Source organism: Bradyrhizobium sp. Kon10, assembly GCF_055807395.1.
In genome coordinates this window covers 1-240 of sequence record NZ_JBVVOZ010000372.1, presented here as the reverse complement: position 1 = coordinate 240, position 240 = coordinate 1, and the positions used below count along the sequence as shown (strand labels likewise).

Genomic DNA, 240 nt, shown 5'->3' with positions numbered 1-240 from the left:
AACAGCCGCATCGGCTTGCCGCCGACCTCGACGAAACCCTTGACGCGCAGCACGTCTTCTTCCTCCGCCGCCGTGGCGACGCGCAAAGCCAGCTCATCGGGATTGGCGATCGATGGAATGTCGATGACGAACGAGTCAAAATCGTCATGCTCGTGGTCGAGTTCGCCGTCGTGGTGGGTCTTGCGGTTCTCGATGTCGTCCTCGACGGCAAGGCCGAGGCCGAGCAGCACAGACGGATCG

General features: G+C 62.5%; 1 pseudogene. It reads right to left on the bottom strand.

Annotation, left to right across the window (positions count from 1 at the left end):
* Nucleotides 1-240, bottom strand: a pseudogene (locus AC0L2O_RS37415) (cobalamin biosynthesis protein CobW); the annotation flags it as partial.